Origin of the sequence: Paenibacillus sp. FSL W8-0426 (genome assembly GCF_037969725.1) — a bacterium.
GTDB classification, from domain to species: domain Bacteria; phylum Bacillota; class Bacilli; order Paenibacillales; family Paenibacillaceae; genus Paenibacillus; species Paenibacillus hubeiensis.
The window spans coordinates 6,120,593-6,141,441 of the sequence record NZ_CP150203.1 but is presented as its reverse complement, the minus strand read 5'-3'; the positions used below and the strand labels follow the sequence as shown (position 1 = coordinate 6,141,441).

At 52.1% G+C, this 20,849-nt stretch carries 10 protein-coding genes, 1 tRNA gene and 3 rRNA genes; 13 read left to right on the top strand and 1 reads right to left on the bottom strand.

The features are described 5' to 3' along the window. Positions 1-50: 50 nt before the first annotated feature. Both pcrA and ligA read left to right on the top strand, forming a co-directional pair. Entirely contained in the window at positions 51-2,399 is a 2,349-nt protein-coding gene (gene pcrA, locus MKY59_RS27965; RefSeq protein ID WP_339274811.1) for a DNA helicase PcrA, read from the top strand. A gap of 110 nt (positions 2,400-2,509) precedes the next feature. Then, complete coding sequence (gene ligA, locus MKY59_RS27960; protein ID WP_339274809.1) at positions 2,510-4,525, top strand: NAD-dependent DNA ligase LigA; 2,016 nt, start codon at positions 2,510-2,512, stop codon at positions 4,523-4,525. A 104-nt stretch (positions 4,526-4,629) separates the two neighbouring features. On the opposite strand, the gene MKY59_RS27955 is transcribed toward ligA, so the two are convergent. Continuing rightward, positions 4,630-5,961 carry a molybdopterin-dependent oxidoreductase gene (locus MKY59_RS27955; RefSeq protein ID WP_339274808.1) on the bottom strand — a complete coding sequence of 444 codons (1,332 nt, stop codon included), beginning with the start codon at positions 5,959-5,961 and terminating at the stop codon, positions 4,630-4,632. A 471-nt stretch (positions 5,962-6,432) separates the two neighbouring features. Between MKY59_RS27955 and MKY59_RS27950 the strand changes: the two genes are divergently transcribed. The 11 genes from MKY59_RS27950 to disA all read left to right on the top strand — a co-directional run bounded on the left by MKY59_RS27950 (position 6,433) and on the right by disA (position 20,796). Beyond that, a 16S ribosomal RNA gene (locus MKY59_RS27950) occupies positions 6,433-7,984 on the top strand. Between the two features lie 100 nt (positions 7,985-8,084). Continuing rightward, positions 8,085-8,160 (top strand) — tRNA-Ala (locus MKY59_RS27945). 185 nt (positions 8,161-8,345) lie between these two features. Beyond that, positions 8,346-11,271, top strand: a 23S ribosomal RNA gene (locus MKY59_RS27940). Positions 11,272-11,413: 142 nt separating this feature from the next. Continuing rightward, positions 11,414-11,530: ribosomal RNA gene (gene rrf, locus MKY59_RS27935) — 5S ribosomal RNA — on the top strand. The 16S, 23S and 5S rRNA genes sit together here with 1 tRNA gene alongside, the layout of an rRNA operon. A 172-nt stretch (positions 11,531-11,702) precedes the next feature. Then, complete coding sequence (locus MKY59_RS27930) at positions 11,703-12,881, top strand: GNAT family N-acetyltransferase (protein WP_339278489.1); 1,179 nt, start codon at positions 11,703-11,705, stop codon at positions 12,879-12,881. Between the two features lie 433 nt (positions 12,882-13,314). Beyond that, positions 13,315-13,776 (top strand): CtsR family transcriptional regulator, encoded by a 462-nt coding sequence (locus MKY59_RS27925; protein WP_236421367.1) that lies wholly within the window; start codon positions 13,315-13,317, stop codon positions 13,774-13,776. Between the two features lie 22 nt (positions 13,777-13,798). Further along, positions 13,799-14,323: a UvrB/UvrC motif-containing protein gene (locus tag MKY59_RS27920; protein WP_236421368.1), complete on the top strand. Its 525-nt coding sequence runs from the start codon at positions 13,799-13,801 to the stop codon at positions 14,321-14,323. Positions 14,324-14,360: 37 nt separating this feature from the next. Continuing rightward, positions 14,361-15,431, top strand: coding sequence for a protein arginine kinase (locus MKY59_RS27915; protein WP_236421369.1), 1,071 nt, complete (start codon positions 14,361-14,363; stop codon positions 15,429-15,431). Between the two features lie 174 nt (positions 15,432-15,605). Next, positions 15,606-18,065, top strand: coding sequence for an ATP-dependent protease ATP-binding subunit ClpC (gene clpC / locus MKY59_RS27910; protein ID WP_236421370.1), 2,460 nt, complete (start codon positions 15,606-15,608; stop codon positions 18,063-18,065). Between the two features lie 274 nt (positions 18,066-18,339). Further along, positions 18,340-19,707 carry a DNA repair protein RadA gene (gene radA, locus MKY59_RS27905; RefSeq protein WP_236421371.1) on the top strand — a complete coding sequence of 456 codons (1,368 nt, stop codon included), beginning with the start codon at positions 18,340-18,342 and terminating at the stop codon, positions 19,705-19,707. Between the two features lie 12 nt (positions 19,708-19,719). Further along, positions 19,720-20,796 (top strand): DNA integrity scanning diadenylate cyclase DisA, encoded by a 1,077-nt coding sequence (gene disA / locus MKY59_RS27900; protein ID WP_236421372.1) that lies wholly within the window; start codon positions 19,720-19,722, stop codon positions 20,794-20,796. The last annotated feature ends 53 nt before the right edge of the window (positions 20,797-20,849 follow it).

Sequence of the window (20,849 nt, the reverse complement as noted above, 5' to 3'; positions counted from 1 at the left end):
GCAACTGTTCACGTGCAAGACCGAATTCATCACGAAAGGAGCATGCATGCATGCAACCTGTAAATATACATGACGCCATAGCCCGGCTGAATGCGCCTCAGCGTCAGGCTGTCGAAGCAACCGACGGTCCCCTGCTGATTATGGCGGGAGCGGGCAGCGGCAAAACCCGGGTGCTGACGCACCGGATCGCATACTTGATCGCTACACGGAAGACCCCGCCGTGGGGCATTTTGGCGATCACGTTTACAAACAAGGCCGCCCGCGAGATGCAGGATCGGGTAGCCCAGCTGGTCGGCCGCGACGGCCGCGACATCTGGGTATCCACCTTCCACTCCATGTGCGTTCGCATTTTGCGCCGCGACATCGAACGGATCGGATTTACGTCCAATTTCAGCATTCTGGACTCTTCGGACCAACTGTCCGTGATTCGCAGCTGCATGAAGGACCAGAACATCGATACGAAAAAGTTCGAGCCGAAGGCCGTTCAAGCGATGATCAGCACGGCCAAGAACGAACTGATCGGACCCGAACAATACGAACGCAAGGTCGGGGATTATTTCGAAGGCATCGTGGCCAAGATCTACACCATGTACCAGAAGCGGCTGAAGGCGAACAACTCGCTCGACTTTGACGATCTCATTATGGCTACGATCCAATTGTTCAAGGAAGTGCCGGAAGTGCTCGATTTCTATCAAAAGAAATTCCAGTACATCCATGTGGACGAGTATCAGGATACGAACCGTGCCCAGTACATGCTGTGCCGCATGCTGGCAGACAGCCACCACCGCATCTGCGTCGTGGGCGATAGCGACCAGTCGATCTACCGCTGGCGCGGTGCCGACATCAGCAACATTTTGAACTTTGAGCAGGACTATCCCGAAGCGCGCACCATTATGCTGGAGCAGAACTATCGTTCCACGTCCAACATCCTGAACGCGGCGAATGGAGTCATTGCCCTGAACTCGGGCCGCAAACCGAAGAAATTGTGGACGGACAAGGAAGGCGGAGCGAAGATCAAGGTGTACCGTGCCGATTCCGAGCATGATGAAGGGTATTTCGTTACCTCCGAAATTAGTAAAAACGCAAAGAACGGAAAATCCTATCAGGATCATGCCATCTTGTACCGGACCAATGCCCAGTCCCGGGTGATCGAGGAAATTTTGATCAAATCGGATATCCCGTACCAGATCGTCGGCGGCATCAAGTTCTATGACCGGAAAGAGATCAAGGACATTCTGGCATACCTGCGCCTGCTCTCCAACCCGGACGACGATATCAGCTTGACCCGCATCATTAACGTGCCGAAGCGCAGCATCGGCGACACGACGGTGGCCAAGCTGGCTGCGGCCGCGGCTGAACGCGGCGTATCCATCTATCGCGTGCTGCAAGTGGTGGATGACCTCGGCTTTGCAGGACGTACGCGTAATGCACTCGTTGAATTTTATGACATGATTGCTGCACTGCACCAAATGGTCGAGTATTTGTCGGTGACCGAGCTGACAGAGAAAATATTGGAGATGAGCCAGTACCGCACGGAAATGCAGGCCGAGAATACGCTCGAGTCGAAAGCAAGGTTGGAAAATATCGAAGAGTTCCTGTCGGTTACGATGGAATTCGAGAAAAACAATGAAGACAAGACGCTTGTATCCTTCCTAACGGATTTGGCGCTGATTGCCGACATCGATACGATGAATGACGATGAGGAAGACCGCAGCGACGCGGTAACCCTCATGACGATGCACAGTGCGAAGGGGCTGGAATTCCCGGTCGTGTTCATCATCGGTATGGAGGAGGGCGTATTCCCGCACAGCCGTGCGTTCATGGATAACGAAGAGTTGGAGGAAGAGCGCCGCCTGGCCTATGTGGGCATTACACGGGCGGAGGAACAATTGTTCCTTTCCTGTGCACAGATGCGGACGCTGTTCGGCCGGACTACGGCGAATCCGCCTTCGCGTTTCTTGGACGAGATTCCCGACGAGCTGAAAGAAGACACGCAAATGGCGCGTGACCGATATCGCCGCGGCAGCAGTACGGGTGGCGGTTCTTACGGCGGACGCGGGTTGGGCAGCACCGGTGGCAGCAATTTCGGCAGCGGCGGAAGCAAGCTGTTCGACCGTCAGAGCCGCGGCGGTTCTTCGGCGACGTCCTCGGTTACTTCGGCTGCGTCTTCTCGCGTGACCATGAGCACACCGTCGGTTTCGTCGAAGCCTGCTTCTGCAGCGGACGGATCAGGTGCGTTCAAAGCCGGCGACAAAGTACAGCATGGCAAATGGGGGACAGGAACCATCGTTGCCGTCAAAGGCACGGGTAACGATACGGAGCTGCAGATTGCATTTCCGGCCCCGGTTGGCGTCAAACGCCTGCTTGCCGGTTTTGCCCCGATCACCAAAGTGGAATAATAAATCTTGCAACGGAACGAACGCCAGACCTGCTCTGACGTTCGTTCTACATAATGACGTGCTTTTAAACAACACATATAAACCATTTAAATACGGAGGGATGGCCCCATATGGATCCGATGCACCGGATGGAGCAACTCGTAACCGAGCTCAATCAGCATAACTACCAGTATTACACGTTGGACCAGCCGCAGATCAGTGACAAGGAGTATGATCTTCTGTACGACGAACTGGTTACGCTGGAACGGGAAAGCGGCATCGTTTTGCCGGATTCGCCTACGCAGCGCGTGGGTGGTGAACTGCTTAAGGGATTTGAACCGCATCGTCATCTATCCCCGCTGTGGAGTTTGGACAAAGCCCAGAACATGGAGCAGCTGAGAAGTTGGAATGCCCGCGTGATCAAGCTGGTGAACGACTACAACAGCAAAAATCCGGATCATCCTCTGCCGGCCCCGGGTTATGTCATTGAGCTGAAATTCGATGGTCTTACCCTGAACCTGACGTATACGAACGGTGAACTCGTTCAGGCATCCACGCGCGGCAACGGCACGGTGGGCGAAGGCATTTTGGCGCAAGTCAAAACGATCAAATCGGTTCCGCTCAAGATCCCATATACGGCGGGAACGATTGAAGTGCAGGGCGAGGGCATCATGAACCTGTCCGTATTGAGCAGATATAACGAGACGGCCGCCGAACCGCTCAAAAATGCGCGTAATGCCGCCGCGGGCGCGCTGCGCAACCTCAATCCGAAGGTCACTGCGGAACGCAGGCTGAATGCTTATTTTTACAATGTCGGGTACTCGGACAATCTTCGGTTCGCCACCCATCAGGAGATGATGGACTTTCTGCGCGAAAACCGTTTCAAAGTAAACCCGTCGATCACATACTTTCATGAGTTCGAGGATGTGGTGGAGCAGCTGGACGCCATTCAGGAAAACAGGGATCAGCTTGATTATCTCATCGATGGGGCGGTCATCAAGATTACGGACATGCGCACCCGCGAAGTGTTGGGATATACGGACAAGTTCCCTCGCTGGGCCGTTGCGTTCAAGTTCGAGGCGGAAGAGACGACGACGGTCCTGAAGTCGGTGGATTGGAACGTAGGACGTACCGGAAAGGTCACGCCGCTCGCACGTGTCGAGCCGGTCGAGCTGGCAGGGGTTACGGTTCAGAACTGCACGTTGAACAACGTGGGGGACATCGAGCGCAAAAACCTGAAATTCGCATTGGGCACGCGCGTGTTCATCCGCCGTTCCAATGACGTCATTCCGGAAATTCTCGGAAAAGTAACCGAAGAAAATGACGGAGAGGAGATCGTCTATCCGGAAAGTTGCCCTGCCTGCGGTTTCCCGCTCGAGCAGCGCGGAGCGCACCTGTTCTGCAACAACCGATTGGCATGCAAACCGCAGACCGTGGCACGCATTGCCCATTTTGCATCCCGTGATGCCATGGATATCGAAACGTTCAGCGAGAAGACAGCCATCCAGCTGTATGACGAATTGAGCGTTCGCGAACCGGCAGAGCTCTATACCCTTCAATTCGAGGATTTGGTGAAGCTGGAGCGGTTCGGCGAGAAAAAGGCGAATAACCTTTTGGCGGCACTGGAGAAAAGCAAGGATCGCGACCTCGCTTCGTTCCTGTATGCCCTGGGCATTCCGAACACCGGTAAAACGACGACAAAAATGCTGGCCGATCATTACCGCGATCTTCATGCGATCATGAACGCTACCGTGGAAGAGCTCATTGAGCTTCCGGACGTGGGCGGCATCGTCGCCGAGAGCATTGTAGCTTTCTTTGCGGACCCGTTCATGCAAGCAGCCATCGAGAAAATGTTGAGCCTTGGCGTCAAGGCTCAGGCTCCGGAAGCTCCGGCGGCCGTTGTGCAGGATTCATTCTTCAGCGGCAAAACGGTGGTGCTTACCGGCACCCTGCATCAACTGACCCGGGACGAGGCTACGCAGCGTCTGGAGGCACTTGGTGCCAAAGTGACCGGCAGCGTATCCAAGAAGACCGATCTGGTCATCGCCGGCGAGAAAGCAGGCAGCAAGCTGGCGAAAGCGCATGATTTGGGCATTCCTACGATCGAGGATGAGGATGAGCTTGTAAGGCTGCTGAATCAAGGATAATGAAACACGGACGAACTGAAACGAAATAACGCAAAGAATCCCCGGTAGCTGCATTGACGCGGCTAGCGGGGATTTTTATTTTTGAGTGAATTTGGGGAAGAATATCAACGGATGTTTGGAAGGCGGGCGACCGCTCCTGTAAGCCAGGCATCTTTATCATATCCGCGTTCCTCCCAATATCCGATATGTTCGCCGGAAATCAGCTCAATCCGGTTTAGCCATTTTACCGACTTATAAGCATACATTTGCGGGATGATCAGGCGTACCGGACCGCCCAGATCGGCAGGGATCGGCTTGCCGTCATGCATGACGGCGATCATGATGTCATCCATTTGCGCCTGGTCAAGGGTAATCGCATCGGTGTAGACGCCATCGGCGGAATAAAACTTGACGCTGTGGGCTTCGGGTTGGACTTTGGCCTGTGCGAGAAAATGCCTGAGCGGAATGCCCTCCCACGTATTTTTGTACACCGACCATCCGGTAACGCAGTGAAAATCGCTAACCTGTACGGTCCGCTGAAGCTTGACGAATTGCTCCCAGTTCCATGACTGCGCATGCTCAACCAGTCCGTCGACGCGGAAAGACCAGTTTTCATTGGAGAATGAAGGGATCGGGGTCACTGTATACACGCGGAAACGGCCTTCCGCCCCGCCGCCAATCGGAGGATTGGAGGAAGAGTGCGGTTGAGGAGCGGGTACCATCCGATTGGGATCGTTGGCCAGCAATTCTTCCATGCTGTTGCTGCTGTTCAGGTTTTTTCCGACCCATGAAACAAACGTAGGCCCAAGCGTAACGGCAAGTCCTGCTCCAACTGCAGTCTTGAGAAAAGAACGCCGTGTGTAAACAGGCTGTGGCGTATCTTGGCGTACGGTATTTTCTGGATATTGGCTTTTTTGGCTCTTGGAAGCCGGAGGTGCTTTGGTACTTGAAACAGGAAGGGAAATCGCATCGTCGGTAACGGGACGGATGGTTCTTCGAGAGGGCTCCTTAAGCCACTTGGATCGCGTAATCGAATGGTAGATCATATAAGGAAGGCCCACCCAGGTCAACGCATCGTGAACCAACAGTGCGGCATTGGACCACCGGGGACCGGAAAGCTTAAACTGCCACAGTACAATTCCCGACAAAATCCATCCCATAAGCAGCGTAAGTACAACGATGGTATTGGTTCGCTGCCAAGGTTTGTTCCGGAGCTGCTTCCAATGCTTGCCCGCGAGCAGTAAGTAGTAACCGACCGGGACCAGCATCATCAGACCAGCGACAATATGCAGCCATTTCAGCCATATCCGCCCGATGCCGAGCAATTCCCGCCAGAATGCCCCGACAAGCATCAGTCCAGTAACTGAAAGGATCAGCACTATCCAGGCATTCCAGGCGTGAATGGAGACCAGCTTTTTGCCATACCCTTTGCGGGCGGAATTCAACCACTTCTTCAAAAACGATCACCTCGCTATAAAGTGGGTTGCTGTAAACTAAAGAAGCGTCTTTAATTTCATATACTTCATTATAAAGGTTTATGGATGGGAGACCAAACTCGATAGGGTAGTGAGAAAAAGGTTGGAATACAGGTATATAGCGGTGGCAATCAGTAAATATATAAAAATTTAAATAATATGCTTGCATTAAAAATTCATTCGTGATATATTATTTCTTGTCGCTTCGGACGGATGATTGTTGAAACGCTCCGAAAGCTGTCGAAAAAAGTGTTGACAAGAAAATGGTCGACATGATATGATAAGATTCCTGTCCGGGACAAACGTCTTGTGGACAATCAAGTTCCTTGAAAACTGAACAAATGATAAGCAATTGTGCAATACAATGAATCGTCAGATTCAAATGAGCTAATCGCTCTTTTCAATACCTCAGATGATTTTCATCACGATTAACCTCGTGACTGAAATTCATCTTTATTGGAGAGTTTGATCCTGGCTCAGGACGAACGCTGGCGGCATGCCTAATACATGCAAGTCGAGCGGAGTTGATAGGAAGCTTGCTTCCTTGATGCTTAGCGGCGGACGGGTGAGTAACACGTAGGCAACCTGCCCTCAAGCTTGGGACAACTACCGGAAACGGTAGCTAATACCGAATACTTGTTTTCTTCGCCTGAAGAGAACTGGAAAGACGGAGCAATCTGTCACTTGAGGATGGGCCTGCGGCGCATTAGCTAGTTGGTGAGGTAACGGCTCACCAAGGCGACGATGCGTAGCCGACCTGAGAGGGTGATCGGCCACACTGGGACTGAGACACGGCCCAGACTCCTACGGGAGGCAGCAGTAGGGAATCTTCCGCAATGGGCGAAAGCCTGACGGAGCAATGCCGCGTGAGTGATGAAGGTTTTCGGATCGTAAAGCTCTGTTGCCAGGGAAGAACGCTTGGGAGAGTAACTGCTCTCAAGGTGACGGTACCTGAGAAGAAAGCCCCGGCTAACTACGTGCCAGCAGCCGCGGTAATACGTAGGGGGCAAGCGTTGTCCGGAATTATTGGGCGTAAAGCGCGCGCAGGCGGTCATTTAAGTCTGGTGTTTAATCCCGGGGCTCAACCCCGGATCGCACTGGAAACTGGATGACTTGAGTGCAGAAGAGGAGAGTGGAATTCCACGTGTAGCGGTGAAATGCGTAGAGATGTGGAGGAACACCAGTGGCGAAGGCGACTCTCTGGGCTGTAACTGACGCTGAGGCGCGAAAGCGTGGGGAGCAAACAGGATTAGATACCCTGGTAGTCCACGCCGTAAACGATGAATGCTAGGTGTTAGGGGTTTCGATACCCTTGGTGCCGAAGTTAACACATTAAGCATTCCGCCTGGGGAGTACGGTCGCAAGACTGAAACTCAAAGGAATTGACGGGGACCCGCACAAGCAGTGGAGTATGTGGTTTAATTCGAAGCAACGCGAAGAACCTTACCAGGTCTTGACATCCCTCTGACCGGGCTAGAGATAGTCCTTTCCTTCGGGACAGAGGAGACAGGTGGTGCATGGTTGTCGTCAGCTCGTGTCGTGAGATGTTGGGTTAAGTCCCGCAACGAGCGCAACCCTTGATCTTAGTTGCCAGCACTTCGGGTGGGCACTCTAAGGTGACTGCCGGTGACAAACCGGAGGAAGGTGGGGATGACGTCAAATCATCATGCCCCTTATGACCTGGGCTACACACGTACTACAATGGCCGGTACAACGGGCCGCGAAGCCGCGAGGTGGAGCTAATCCTAAAAAGCCGGTCTCAGTTCGGATTGCAGGCTGCAACTCGCCTGCATGAAGTCGGAATTGCTAGTAATCGCGGATCAGCATGCCGCGGTGAATACGTTCCCGGGTCTTGTACACACCGCCCGTCACACCACGAGAGTTTACAACACCCGAAGTCGGTGGGGTAACCGCAAGGAGCCAGCCGCCGAAGGTGGGGTAGATGATTGGGGTGAAGTCGTAACAAGGTAGCCGTATCGGAAGGTGCGGCTGGATCACCTCCTTTCTATGGAGAATCGTCTTCTGCAACGAAGACATTCAAATAATGCAGACGTGATCTGCAACAACAATTGCTTATTCATTTGTTCAGTTTTGATGGAATTTGAGGGGCCATAGCTCAGCTGGGAGAGCGCCTGCCTTGCAAGCAGGAGGTCAGCGGTTCGATCCCGCTTGGCTCCACCAACGAATTTCATCTGAAATAGCTTGTTCTTTGAAAACTGGATATCGAAACGAAAAATGCGAATTAGAACATTCCTTTTCGGATGAATGCTTGTTCGGTTCAAGTAACCGATCAACAATCATCCTAGCTGAACTTGTGTCAACAAGTTTATATATTAGTGAAAACTGCATTGCTCATCCGAGCAATTGGTTAAGCTACTAAGAGCACACGGAGGATGCCTAGGCGCTAGGAGCCGATGAAGGACGTGGCGAACAACGATACTGCCTCGGGGAGCTGTAAGCAAGCTTTGATCCGGGGATGTCCGAATGGGGAAACCCAGCTGGCGTAATACCCAGTTACTCTTGTCTGAATACATAGGGCAGGAGAGGCATACCAGGGGAACTGAAACATCTAAGTACCCTGAGGAAGAGAAAACAATAGTGATTCCGTCAGTAGCGGCGAGCGAACGCGGAACAGCCCAAACCAGAGAGCTTGCTCTCTGGGGTTGTGGGACGTCTCACATGGAGTTACAAAGGAGCCGGTTAAACGAAGAGGTCTGGAAAGGCCCGCCATAGAAGGTAAAAGCCCTGTAATTGAAAGTCTGCTCCCTCCGAGACGGATCCCGAGTAGTGCGGGGCACGTGAAACCCCGTATGAATCCGGCAGGACCATCTGCCAAGGCTAAATACTTCCTAGCGACCGATAGTGAAGCAGTACCGTGAGGGAAAGGTGAAAAGCACCCCGGAAGGGGAGTGAAATAGAACCTGAAACCGTGTGCTTACAAGAAGTCAGAGCCCGTTTTAGGGGTGATGGCGTGCCTTTTGTAGAATGAACCGGCGAGTTACGTTCCCGTGCAAGGTTAAGGTGAGAAGCCGGAGCCGCAGCGAAAGCGAGTCTGAATAGGGCGACATAGTACGTGGACGTAGACCCGAAACCGGGTGATCTACCCCTGTCCAGGGTGAAGGTGCGGTAACACGCACTGGAGGCCCGAACCCACGCACGTTGAAAAGTGCGGGGATGAGGTGGGGGTAGCGGAGAAATTCCAATCGAACTCGGAGATAGCTGGTTCTCCCCGAAATAGCTTTAGGGCTAGCCTCGGAAAACAGAGTCGTGGAGGTAGAGCACTGATTGGGTGCGGGGCCCGCAAGGGTTACCAAGCTCAGTCAAACTCCGAATGCCATAGACTTACTTCCGGGAGTCAGACAGTGAGTGCTAAGATCCATTGTCAAAAGGGAAACAGCCCAGACCATCAGCTAAGGTCCCCAAGTGTGTGTTAAGTGGGAAAGGATGTGGAGTTGCACAGACAACCAGGATGTTGGCTTAGAAGCAGCCACCATTTAAAGAGTGCGTAATAGCTCACTGGTCGAGTGACTCTGCGCCGAAAATGTAACGGGGCTAAACACACCACCGAAGCTATGGCTTGATCTTATGATCAGGGGTAGGGGAGCGTTGTATGTACGTTGAAGGTGTACCGTAAGGAGCGCTGGAGAGCATACAAGTGAGAATGCCGGTATGAGTAACGAAAAGATCAGTGAGAATCTGATCCGCCGAAAGCCTAAGGGTTCCTGAGGAAGGCTCGTCCGCTCAGGGTAAGTCGGGACCTAAGGCGAGGCCGAAAGGCGTAGTCGAAGGACAACAGGTCGAAATTCCTGTACCACCGTAAATCGTTACGAGCGATGGGGGGACGCAGTAGGGTAGTGACGCAGGCTGATGGATGCCTGTCCAAGCAGTGAGGCTGGTTAGTAGGCAAATCCGCTAACCGTAAGGCTGAGCTGTGATGGGGAGTGAAAATTACAGTAGCGAAGGTCATGATCTCACACTGCCAAGAAAAGCCTCTAGCCAGATGAAGGTGCCCGTACCGCAAACCGACACAGGTAGGCGAGAAGAGAATTCTAAGGCGCGCGGAAGAACTCTCGTTAAGGAACTCGGCAAAATGACCCCGTAACTTCGGGAGAAGGGGTGCCCCGGTAGTGTGAATAGCACGAGGGGGCCGCAGTGAAAAGGCCCAAGCGACTGTTTAGCAAAAACACAGGTCTGTGCGAAGCCGTAAGGCGAAGTATACGGGCTGACGCCTGCCCGGTGCTGGAAGGTTAAGGGGAGCGGTTAGGGAGCAATCCCGAAGCTGTGAACCGAAGCCCCAGTAAACGGCGGCCGTAACTATAACGGTCCTAAGGTAGCGAAATTCCTTGTCAGGTAAATTCTGACCCGCACGAATGGCGTAACGACTTGGGCGCTGTCTCAACGAGAGATCCGGTGAAATTTTAATACCTGTGAAGATGCAGGTTACCCGCGACAAGACGGAAAGACCCCATGGAGCTTTACTGCAGCTTGATATTGAATTTGGGTACGATCTGTACAGGATAGGTGGGAGCCTGAGAAGCATGAGCGCCAGCTTGTGTGGAGGCACCGTTGGGATACCACCCTGATCGTATCTAGGTTCTAACCTGGTGCCCTGATCGGGTACGGGGACAGTGTCAGGTGGGCAGTTTGACTGGGGCGGTCGCCTCCTAAAGAGTAACGGAGGCGCCCAAAGGTTCCCTCAGAATGGTTGGAAATCATTCGAAGAGTGCAAAGGCATAAGGGAGCTTGACTGCGAGACCTACAAGTCGAGCAGGGACGAAAGTCGGGCTTAGTGATCCGGTGGTACCGCATGGAAGGGCCATCGCTCAACGGATAAAAGCTACCCTGGGGATAACAGGCTTATCTCCCCCAAGAGTCCACATCGACGGGGAGGTTTGGCACCTCGATGTCGGCTCATCGCATCCTGGGGCTGAAGTAGGTCCCAAGGGTTGGGCTGTTCGCCCATTAAAGCGGTACGCGAGCTGGGTTCAGAACGTCGTGAGACAGTTCGGTCCCTATCTGTCGTGGGCGTAGGAAATTTGAGAGGAGCTGTCCTTAGTACGAGAGGACCGGGATGGACGTACCGCTGGTGTACCAGTTGTTCCGCCAGGAGCACCGCTGGGTAGCTATGTACGGACGGGATAAGCGCTGAAAGCATCTAAGCGTGAAGCCCCCCTCAAGATGAGATTTCCCAATTAGTAAGACCCCTTGAAGACGACGAGGTAGATAGGCTGGGGGTGGAAGTGCAGCAATGCATGGAGCTGACCAGTACTAATCGGTCGAGGGCTTATCCAAAGAAATGCAGGTTCTAAGATCGCAAGTTTCGTTTCGAATCCAGTTTTCAGAGAGCAATCTCTGGGCTTGAGAATAGGCTGTCCTTTAAGGGCTGAACTTTTCTCGCAGCGATTTCGAGAAGCGTAGGCTTCGAAAAATCATGTTTGGTGGCGATGGCGGAGGGGTTCCACACGTTCCCATCCCGAACACGACCGTTAAGCCCTCTAGCGCCGATGGTACTTGGACCGCAGGGTCCTGGGAGAGTAGGAAGCCGCCAAGCGAAGAACCACTGCCGATGTCATCGGTGGTGGTTTTTTTATTTTATAATAATAAGTATACATGAATTGACTTTGTTCCGTACCTCTGACAGACTCATAAGATGAGACATTCTTTTGGATCAATGGCTTATAGTGGCTCAATCCGAAAATTCAGAGAACGAGGTGCAGAAGGATATGGACATTCGCAAATTAACGACAGATGACTACGAAGACAGCATTGCGCTCTCCCAGTATGCCTTTCAGTACGTTTTGACCGAAGAAAAGAAGGAGAAGCGGCGCAGTCAGTTTAATGCTCAGGACACATGGGGTGTATATGAAGGAGGACAACTGGGAGCGAAGCTCCACATTGTTCCTTTTGAGACCTATATTCATGAAAAGGCGTTTGCCATGGGCGGGATTGCGGGGGTTGCCACCTGGCCCGAATATCGACGCAAAGGATGGGTCGCCAGCTTATTGCGCCATGCGCTAAAAGAGATGAATCGCAACAAGCAAAGCATTTCGTTTTTACATCCATTTTCATTTGGCTTTTACCGCAAATACGGATGGGAAGCGTACATCGAATACAAGAAGTATCGAGTCCCGGTAACGCATCTGCCTGCAAAGAAGGAGACCCCTGGTGCGATTCGTCGGGGTGAGCCTGAGCTCGAACTGCTCGATACGATATACCAGGCTTACGCAAGCCGGTTTAACGGAACGCTCGTTCGGGATCGAAATTGGTGGGAGTACTCCGTATTGACGGAAGGTACCAGCCAGAAGGCCGTGTATTACGATGCAGCCAAACAACCGCAGGGCTACGTTTTATACGAGGTGAAGGATCGCAAGTTTACCATCGATGAGATGGTCTGCCTGAACGAAGAAGCGAAACAGGGGCTCTGGACATTCATTGCCAACCACGATTCCATGATTGAAGAGGTGACGCTTCAGGCGCCTGCGAGCGATGATCTTGCTTTTCGACTGGATAATCCGCGAATCCAGCAGGAGATCGTTCCATACTTTATGGCGCGAATCGTGAGCGTGGAGCAGTTTGTATCGCAGTACCCTTTTGCAGACCTGGATTCCCCGATTCGCCTTATGCTTCAAGTCCAGGACGAACATGCTCCGTGGAATGAGGGCGTATGGGAATTGAATATTGCGTTAAACGGCACGGCCTCCATCTGGAAGTCTTCTGCAGAAACGAACGCGAACGGCCAAGACGTCAAGGTCAGCATTCAGACGCTAACAACGATGCTTTTGGGCTATAAAAGACCTTCGGAGCTGTTGGCTATGGGTCGTATTGAAGGCAATACGGAGAGTGTGGCCGCACTGGAACGGGCCATTCCGAATAGGGAGACGTATCTGCTGGACTTTTTTTGAGATGTCCTGCCGGAAACGGTGGGGAGCGAGGAATTCCCGATTGGGGCATGGAGCGCTTAACGAGAGATACGGAGAAAATGGAAGACAAAAGGACTTCTTTCCACGATGGAGAGAGGTTTTTTTGTATATGCGGAATATTTCGTGTAAAATCGTAAAAAATGAAGGAAGACCCCTCTTGGCAAAACCACAGAATATGTTATAATGTAAACAAAGTCAAAGAAAGTCAAAGTCAACTGAAAGTCGAAATCAGCCTTGATCTTGTGGTGATAAGGCGAATTTCCATCAGAACTTCAAGCGTCCTCACCCACCGGTTGCCGGCTTGGAATGCAGATTCGTTGTTTCCTTGAATGGTTAAAATGGGGGAGAGGTTGTACTCTGTGGGGGCGTGTGGGTCCTAATTGACTTAACGTTTCAAACAGTGGAGGATGAGTCGATGCGTAATATCTCTGATGTTATCGAACAATATCTGAAGAGTATTTTGCATGAAAGTCCCGAGGGGATGATTGAGATTCAGCGCAACGACCTTGCTGATCAATTCTCATGCGTGCCTTCGCAGATCAACTATGTCATCAGCACGCGTTTTACGCTCGAAAAAGGTTACCTGGTCGAAAGCAAACGTGGTGGCGGCGGTTATGTCCGGATACAACGGATCGAATTGCCCGCACATTCGGACCTACATCACCATTTGCACCATAGCATAGGCGAGGAGATCGGGCAGACGGCGGCTGAGGGGCTGATTTATCAACTTGAGGAAGCGCGTTTCCTGAGCAAGCGGGAGGCAGCTTTAATGCGTGCCGCGATGTCGAGGGAAATTATAATGGTCAAACTTCCTTACCGGGATCAAATTCGTGCCAGAATGTTGAAAGCAATGATCATCTCGTTGCTCGGTAAATAAAACGTTTGGGGGGTACATCATTATGCTGTGCCAGGAATGCAACAAACGTCCGGCGACACTTCATTTCACGAAAATCGTAAATGGAGAAAAGACGGAATTTCATATTTGCGAGTCATGTGCTCGCGAAAAAGGGGAGATTATCCCTGGAACAGCAGGCGGATTCTCGATTCACAACCTGTTGTCGGGGTTGCTTGATTTCGATCCTGCCGGCAAAAACGGCTCCGCAGGCGCATCCTCTCCACAATCGCTGAGATGCGAAGAGTGCGGAATGACCTATTCACAGTTTAGCAAAATCGGCCGATTCGGCTGCAGCTCATGTTATAAATATTTCGACAGTCGGCTGGATCCGTTATTCAAGCGGGTGCATGGCAGCACCTCTCATGTGGGTAAGGTCCCTGCGAGAGCGGGGGGACGCATCAAGCTGAAACGGCAAATCGCCGATCTGAAGAAGGACCTTCAGGAAAGCATTGCCGGAGAGGAATTCGAAGCCGCCGCGGGGATCCGCGATCAGATCCGGGAGCTTGAAAAACGGCTGGCTCAGGAGTAAAGTTTGGTCAAGAGTCATGAGTAGGAGGGATATGCAAATGCCTAGTCTGCGCTTCACGGAACAGGCACTAAGCGACTGGATGCGAAGCGATGCAGCCGATTCCGAAATCGTCATCAGCAGCCGCGTTCGAATCGCCCGCAACCTGCAGCACTATCCGTTTCCGATGCTGGCTACCAACCAGCAATCCGAAGAAGTGCTGAACAAACTGAGCGAAGTGCTTCAACATGATGATATTCGGGCTTTTGCCAATTTCCACACGTTGGAGTTGGCAGATGTCCCTGACCTTGATAAAAGGGTGCTCGTCGAGAAACATCTGATCAGTCCCAGCTTGGCGAGCGAGTCCAGAAATGGCGCCGTCATTCTGAGCGAGGATGAATCCATCAGCATCATGATTAACGAAGAGGACCATCTGCGCATCCAATGTCTTTATCCGGGATTTCAGGTGAAGGAAGCGTGGGAGAGGGCATCTTCGATCGATGATGCTTTTGAAGCCCATGTGGATTATGCCTTCGATGATCGAAGAGGTTATCTGACCAGCTGTCCGACGAATGTAGGCACAGGGGTCAGAGCATCGGTCATGATGCATCTGCCTGCACTGGTCATGACACAGCAGATTGGCCGTATTTTGACGGCCGTTTCCCAAGTGGGGCTTACCGTACGAGGCATCTATGGGGAAGGCAGTGAGGCGATGGGAAACCTGTTCCAGATTTCCAACCAGATTACGCTTGGACAGACGGAGCAGGAAGTCATCGACAATCTGCACGGCGTGGTGCTCCAAATTATCGAGCATGAACGTACAGCGAGAAAACGTTTGATGACGGACTCCAGGCTGCGAATCACGGATAGGGTGATGCGTTCTTACGGTATTTTGTCCTATGCGGCTGTCATGGATTCCAAAGAAGCGGCACAGCGCCTTTCCGACGTCAGGTTGGGTGTGGACCTTGGTCTCCTTGATGGATTGTCCATCCCCGTCATGAATGAGCTTAACGTCATGACGCAACCCGGCTTTTTGCAGAAAACGTTCGGGGAAGACATGCGAGCGGATGAACGGGACATCTACCGTGCGCAGCTGATTCGTGATACGATCAGTACAACCAAAAATTCCTAACGGCTTCACCAGAGAATCGATTTGGGTTTCACGTCCGCGTTAAAGCGGCTTTTATATAATGATATTATTCGCGGCATATGGCCGCAAAAAAGCATCACAACAAAGATTACTACAGCGGAGCCTTTAAATTAGAATGGTCCCGCTTATATCCAAAACCATGGAGGTGCAGGAGATATGATGTTTGGAAGATTTACGGAACGGGCCCAGAAGGTGCTCGCACTCGCGCAGGAAGAAGCTGTCCGTCTCGGTCACAATAACATCGGTACAGAGCATATTTTGCTCGGCCTCATTCGAGAAGGCGAAGGCATTGCGGCCAAAGCGCTGATCGGCCTGGGACTCGGATTGGAAAAAATTCAAGATGAAGTAGAGACGCTGATTGGCCGCGGCCAGGAGCAGCCTACGAACATTGCATATACGCCTCGTGCGAAAAAAGTGATCGAATTGTCCATGGATGAGGCACGCAAGCTGGGCCACACTTATGTGGGCACAGAACATATTTTGCTTGGTCTGATCCGCGAGGGTGAAGGCGTTGCGGCACGTGTGCTCAACAATTTGGGTATTAGCCTCAACAAGGCTCGTCAGCAAGTATTGCAATTGCTTGGCAGCAGCGAAGCGGTATCCAGCCATAATGGAGCACCTGCGAACGTTAGCACGCCAACGCTGGACAGCTTGGCCCGCGATTTGACGGCATACGCGAAAGAAAACAACCTTGATCCGGTTATTGGCCGCAGCAAGGAAATCGAACGCGTAATTCAGGTGTTGAGCCGCCGCACCAAAAACAACCCGGTATTGATCGGGGAGCCGGGCGTAGGTAAAACGGCGATTGCCGAAGGCCTTGCCCAAAAAATCATCAATAACGAAATTCCGGAAACGCTGCGAGACAAACGCGTAATGACTCTGGATATGGGTTCGGTCGTTGCAGGTACGAAATACCGGGGCGAATTCGAAGATCGTTTGAAAAAAATCATGGACGAAATTCGTCAGGCAGGCAACATCGTGCTGTTCATTGACGAGCTGCACACCCTGATTGGTGCAGGTGGAGCCGAAGGCGCCATCGATGCTTCCAACATCCTGAAACCGGCGCTGGCACGCGGTGAGCTGCAATGCATCGGGGCAACAACGCTGGATGAGTACCGCAAATACATCGAGAAAGACGCTGCGTTGGAGCGCCGTTTCCAACCGATTACGGTGGATCAGCCTTCTCCGGAAGAAGCCATTCAAATTTTGCACGGCTTGCGTGATCGTTACGAAGCGCATCACCGCGTGAAAATTACGGATGAGGCCATTGTACAGGCCGTGAAACTGTCCGATCGGTATATTACGGATCGTTTCCTGCCGGACAAAGCGATTGACCTGATTGACGAAGCGGGTTCCAAAGTAAGGCTGAACTCGTATACCATTCCGCCGAATCTGAAACAGCTGGAAGGCCGTCTTGAAGATATCCGCAAGGAGAAAGACGCAGCCGTCCAAAGCCAGGAATTCGAAAAAGCGGCAGCGCTGCGCGATACTGAACAAAAAATTCGCGAAGAACTGGATCTGACCAAAAACCAATGGAAAGAAAAACAGGGACGCACCGATTCCGAAGTAACACCGGAAGACATCGCTCAAGTCGTAGCGAACTGGACCGGCATTCCGGTGAACAAGCTGAAAGAAGAAGAAACTCAGCGTTTGCTGAATCTGGAGCAAATTTTGCATGAACGCGTCATCGGTCAGGATGAAGCCGTTAAATCCGTGAGCCGTGCCGTACGCCGCGCACGTGCCGGTCTGAAAGATCCGAAGCGTCCAATGGGCTCCTTCATCTTCCTCGGTCCAACCGGGGTCGGTAAAACCGAGCTGGCTCGTGCCTTGGCAGAAGCGATGTTCGGTGACGAAAATGCGGTAATCCGCATCGACATGTCCGAATATGGCGAGAAACACTCCACGGCTCGTCTGGTCGGAGCGCCCCCAGGATACGTTGGTTATGAAGAAGGCGGTCAGCTGACCGAGAAAGTGCGCCGCAAACCATATTCCGTCGTATTGCTGGACGAAGTTGAGAAGGCACACCCTGAAGTGTTCAACATCTTGCTGCAGGTGCTGGAGGATGGACGCCTGACCGATTCCAAGGGCCGGGTTGTCGACTTCCGCAATACCCTCATCATTCTGACATCCAATGTCGGAGCTGAAGCGATCAAACGCAATTCCACGCTCGGCTTCACCGCGGTTATGGATGCGGGCGCCGATTACAGCAACATGAAGGGCAAAGTGATGGATGAGCTGAAGAAAAGCTTCCGTCCGGAGTTCTTGAACCGGATCGACGAAATCATCGTATTCCATTCTCTCGAAGAGAAACATATCGCCGAGATCGTTTCTCTTATGAGCGAAGAACTGCGCAAACGTCTGCGTGATTACGATGTGGACTTCGAATTGACGGATTCGGCCAAAGCGTTCCTGGCTAAAGCAGGCTTTGATCCCGCTTACGGTGCACGTCCATTGCGCCGGGCCATTCAGAAGCACATCGAGGATCGTCTGTCCGAAGAATTGCTCACAGGCAGCGTAAAGAAAGGCGATTCGTTGTTGATTGATGAAAAAGACGGCGAGCTGTCGGTTACGAAAAAGGAAATTGCTCCTGCCAATGAGGAAATCGAAACCAAATAAGCGGATCTTCATGGACGGGTTCCGTCCTAGATCCGACCATAAAGTTATTCCTTTCGGCTTCGGCCGATCGGACGTTAAGTACAAAGAGGCCTGCCGATTTTTGGCGGGCCTCTTTTTGCTATGCAACAACATGTGTAAAGTTTACGATAATCCTTTACGAAAAATCTCAAACAATGGTAAACTTTTAGTATGCCTGCCTGTCAGGATGTTCAGGTCAAAATTCGTCGAAAAATGCAAAACGTTGAAATAAAATAAAACTTTTCAGGAGGCTGAAGTGGCTAAAACAAAGACCAAGTTTCAGTGTACAGAATGCGGCTACGAAGCCCCGAAGTGGTACGGCAAATGCCCGGGCTGCCAATCCTGGAACTCCATGGTGGAGGAAACGGAAACAATTGTCAAAACGCAGGGAAGAAATTCACCTCTGTTTGACAGTAAAGATAAACCCCTTCCCATCATAAACATAGATAGTGGCCAGGAACCTCGCGTGCATACGGGCATCGGTGAGTTGAACCGCGTGCTGGGCGGCGGCATCGTTCCAGGCTCCCTTGTATTGGTGGGGGGAGACCCCGGAATCGGGAAATCCACGCTGATGCTTCAGACATCCCATGCGTTAACCCATTCAGGTTTGAGGGTGTTATACGTTTCGGGAGAGGAGTCGGTGAAACAAACCAAATTGCGGGCAGATCGCCTCAATGCGTTATCGCCCGAATTGTACGTTTTATGCGAGACGAATATGGAACGTGTTGAAGAGGCGGTGGAGCAGATCCAACCGCATTTTCTTGTCATCGATTCGATCCAGACCGTGTACTTGCCCGAGGTGACCAGCGCCCCCGGCAGCGTTGCCCAAGTCAGGGAGTGTACCTCGCGATTCATGCGAATTGCGAAAGGCAAGGGCATTGCAACCGTACTTGTGGGGCATGTTACGAAGGAAGGAGCCATTGCGGGTCCCCGCTTGCTGGAGCATATGGTGGATTGCGTTCTTTATTTCGAGGGAGAGCGTCACCACACGTATCGCTTGTTGCGAGCGGTCAAAAACCGTTTCGGCTCAACGAACGAGATCGGCATTTTCGAAATGGGCGAGGATGGGCTGCGCGAAGTGGGCAACCCTTCCGAATTGTTTTTGTCGGAGCGCCCGCTCGGCGTGGCAGGATCTACCGTCGTCGCCAGCATGGAAGGCACGCGGCCGATGCTTGTGGAACTGCAGGCGCTGATATCGGCAACCCACTTTCCATCCCCGCGCCGGATGGCGACAGGCATCGATCATCATCGTTTAAACCTGATCATTGCCGTACTGGAGAAAAGGATGGGCATGTTTTTGCAAACGCAAGACGCCTATCTGAACGTGGCGGGCGGAGTCCGTCTGGATGAGCCTGCTGTTGACCTGGCCGTCGCGGTCAGTATAGCATCCAGCTTGCGGGATGTGCCGACCAAGCCGGATGACGTCATTTTTGGCGAAATCGGCCTGACGGGGGAGGTCAGAGCGGTATCGCGTGCAGAACAGCGCGTAAAGGAAGCGGAGAAGCTTGGATTTAAACGGGTCATTTTACCCGAAAAAAGTTTGAAGGGGTGGAAGCATCCCCGCGGAATACAGTTGATCGGTGTGAATACTGTGGCAGATGCACTAGCGGTTGCTTTAGATTAGGGGGCATAAGAGATGAAGGATTCGAGCCAACTGGATAAAATGAATGATTTATTAAGGCTGATCGCGCCAGGCACACCGTTCCGGGAAGGGTTGGAGAACGTGCTGCGCGCCAAAACGGGAGCATTGCTGGTCGTCGGCTACAGTCCCGAGGTAATGGAAGTGGTGGATGGAGGATTCTCCATTAATTGCGACTTCTCCCCGAACTATTTGTATGAGCTTGCCAAAATGGACGGCGCCATCATTCTTAGCGAAGATTTGAAGCGCATTTTATATGCCAATACTCAGCTGATCCCGGATTCATCGATCTCGTCCTCAGAGACGGGCATTCGTCACCGAACAGCGGAACGTGTGGCAAAGCAAACGGGAAAACTCGTCGTTTCCATCTCCCAACGGAGAAATATCATTACTCTTTATCAAGGAACGCTGCGATACTCGCTCAAGGAGATCGGAGTCATTTTGACGAAAGCGAATCAGGCCATCCAGACGCTGGAGAAATACAAGGCGGTTCTCACGCAAGCTCTGACGAATCTTAGCGCATCGGAATTCGAAGAGCTGGTGACGATTCCGGAGGTGGTCAATGTCATCCAACGGACCGAGATGGTCATGCGCATCAAAATGGAAATCAAACGTTACATTCACGAGCTTGGCAACGAAGGACGGCTGATTTCGATGCAAATGGAGGAACTGGTCGGCACAACGGAGGAAGAAGCCTGGTTGCTCTATAAGGATTATGCGCGCGACGATAGCGATGAAAAAATCCGCGATATCATTTTGGGATTGAAACGGTTGTCTGACGACGAATTGCTGGACGCGCATCATATCGTGCGTTTGTTAGGTTATCCTTCCTCCGCTGCGACATCCGAAGAATCGGTTGCGCCTCGCGGATTCAGGGTATTGAATAAGATACCTCGTCTTCCCAACGTGATCATTCACAATTTGGTGGAACGGTTCGAACAGCTTCCGCACGTGATCATGGCAACGATCGAAGAATTGGATGAGGTGGACGGCATCGGTGAAGTCCGTGCCCGCACGATCAAGGAAGGCCTGAAACGTCTGCAGGAGCAGATGTTCATTGACAGACAGATGTAACCCTTAACTCCACGGTGCCGTAAACAGATAAGAATGGAATATTTGAACGTGAA

What these genes read in the sequence shown, in the direction of transcription:
- pcrA (WP_339274811.1), top strand. Translation starts at nt 51, where the DNA reads ATGCAACCTGTAAATATACATGACGCCATAGCCCGGCTGAATGCGCCT.
- ligA (WP_339274809.1), top strand. Translation starts at nt 2,510, where the DNA reads ATGGATCCGATGCACCGGATGGAGCAACTCGTAACCGAGCTCAATCAG.
- MKY59_RS27930 (WP_339278489.1), top strand. Translation starts at nt 11,703, where the DNA reads ATGGACATTCGCAAATTAACGACAGATGACTACGAAGACAGCATTGCG.
- MKY59_RS27925 (WP_236421367.1), top strand. Translation starts at nt 13,315, where the DNA reads ATGCGTAATATCTCTGATGTTATCGAACAATATCTGAAGAGTATTTTG.
- MKY59_RS27920 (WP_236421368.1), top strand. Translation starts at nt 13,799, where the DNA reads ATGCTGTGCCAGGAATGCAACAAACGTCCGGCGACACTTCATTTCACG.
- MKY59_RS27915 (WP_236421369.1), top strand. Translation starts at nt 14,361, where the DNA reads ATGCCTAGTCTGCGCTTCACGGAACAGGCACTAAGCGACTGGATGCGA.
- clpC (WP_236421370.1), top strand. Translation starts at nt 15,606, where the DNA reads ATGATGTTTGGAAGATTTACGGAACGGGCCCAGAAGGTGCTCGCACTC.
- disA (WP_236421372.1), top strand. Translation starts at nt 19,720, where the DNA reads ATGAAGGATTCGAGCCAACTGGATAAAATGAATGATTTATTAAGGCTG.